This is a genomic window from uncultured Microscilla sp. (assembly GCF_947493425.1).
Taxonomy (GTDB): domain Bacteria; phylum Bacteroidota; class Bacteroidia; order Cytophagales; family Microscillaceae; genus Microscilla.
Genome location: NZ_CANLRP010000368.1, coordinates 1 through 1,944, shown reverse-complemented (window position 1 = coordinate 1,944; position 1,944 = coordinate 1). Strand labels below are relative to the sequence as shown.

Annotated in this window: 1 protein-coding gene; it reads right to left on the bottom strand. The window is 38.4% G+C overall.

Annotated features, from left to right (window positions below; translation table 11 throughout):
- Positions 1–531: 531 nt before the first annotated feature.
- Positions 532–1,578, bottom strand: a complete 1,047-nt coding sequence (locus Q0954_RS33775) for an isoaspartyl peptidase/L-asparaginase family protein (RefSeq protein WP_299466448.1) — start codon at positions 1,576–1,578, stop codon at positions 532–534.
- Positions 1,579–1,944: the final 366 nt, after the last annotated feature.

Below are 1,944 nucleotides of genomic sequence, written 5' to 3'. Positions count from 1 at the left end.
TTTCTTTTGTGACATATCCTTTTGGATGCTAATATAAAAACTATACCCTAATAACCAAAGTTGAAGTAACACTAGTATGACAATGATTATATACACAAAAAACACCAGTCCTCCGAACCGTCCACCAGACATAGTAAGAGGTTGGTGTATTTTCTGTTTGTGATGGTTGATTAACTTCTCTCTTACATTATTCTCAAACGATTTGATTAAAGTTGCTATCTGATTTTGTGTTTTACAAAGCAATTGATTTCCATAAAAATCTGTGCCTCATCTATTTTTCAAAGCACCACCTTCTTTTTGTTGTGTATATGCCAGCAGGTGTATGCCCAACATACTACAGCAGTCTTCTCCATTGATGTTCAGCATTATAAATTTCCCATTACTTTAAGCGACGCCACCAACGCAATTAAGGGCAAAGCTACAATCTGATTTAAATTTACTAGACCTGCTACCTAACCAAGCGCATCATTGGTTGCCAGTAGCCCAAAAAATTATTCAAGCCATAGTTTTTAAAGACTATGGCTTTTTTGCTTATTTTTTCTTTATAAAACTTGGCGCATCAATCAATTCATTGGTGCCTGCCTGATACAAAGCATAATTAAATCCTGGCTGAATACTATACACCCCATGCTCACCTTTCTTGTTTAGGGCAAGGTAACCTATTTGAAATTTTTGATAATTTTGGCTTTTCACAATTCTTCTTACCCCCTCTTCACAAGCCTCTTGTGGGCTAAGCCCCTGCCGCATAAGTTCTACAATAAGAAAAGCCCCCAACGTCTTTAGCACTGCTTCGCCCAATCCTGTGGCACAAGCCCCCCCTACCTCGTTGTCTACAAACATACCCGCACCTATTACTGGAGAATCTCCTACCCTGCCGTGCATTTTATAAGCCAGTCCACTAGTAGTACAAGCTCCCGAAATATCGCCGTGTTTGTCTATAGCCAATAAACCGATAGTATCATGGTTCTCAATGTTTACAATGGGCGTATACTCAGCCTTCTCTTTCCACTCTTCCCATTGTTTTTTTGCCTTGTCGGTCAATAAATTCTCTTTTTTAAAACCTTGTTGTAAAGCAAACTGTAAAGCCCCTGCACCGCTTAACATTACATGGGGGGTTTCATCCATTACCTTGCGTGCTACTGATATGGGGTGTTTGATGTGTTGTAAAAAAGACACTGACCCCGCATTGCCTTTTTCGTCCATAATGCAGGCGTCTAGGGTTACGTTTCCGTCTCGATCAGGTAATCCTCCATACCCCACACTTAAGTTATCGGGATCGGCTTCAGTCACTTTCACTCCTGCTTCTACTGCATCTATAGCTTTACCACCTTGAGCTATTACTTTCATGGCAGCTTCGTTGGCAGCTATGCCGTGATTCCAGGTGGCTATTACTACTGGTAATATTGGTTTTGAAAGTGGGTTTTCTTTTAACGTACCTTTTTTTACATCAGCATCGGTTGTCTCATCTTTTACTTTTTCAGACAATTGGCAACTGGTATGTCCTAAGCCTATGCTGGCAGCGGCAGTCACCACAGCACCTTTAGCAAGGAATTTTCTTCGGGAAAAAAATCGCATCATTGTATTTGATTATCCATAAATTTTGAAGGAAAGTACAAAGAAATTGGATGACTTGCCTAAGGTTGGGCAATTTGATAGGAATTAAAAATAGTAGGTAAACAGAAGATAAAACCAGTTAATAGCACCTGACAAGCTGGACTATAAACAAAACAGACAACAAAATATTTTTATTAAAAAATAACAGACAAATCAAAACAGGTATTGAGTATAGCTTTATGGTCAAAAAATATTTAGGAGTAAATTGGCTTAAACACCAGGCGAAACTTTTTTGGATAATTTTTGCCTACGGGCACTAGTGGTTTGGGAACCAAATTCTTTTCATATAAAATTATTATATTTGTAGCTTAACAATATTTTATATCAATG

Coding starts and splice junctions, on each gene's coding strand:
- Q0954_RS33775 (WP_299466448.1), bottom strand. CDS start 1,578: ATGATGCGATTTTTTTCCCGAAGAAAATTCCTTGCTAAAGGTGCTGTG.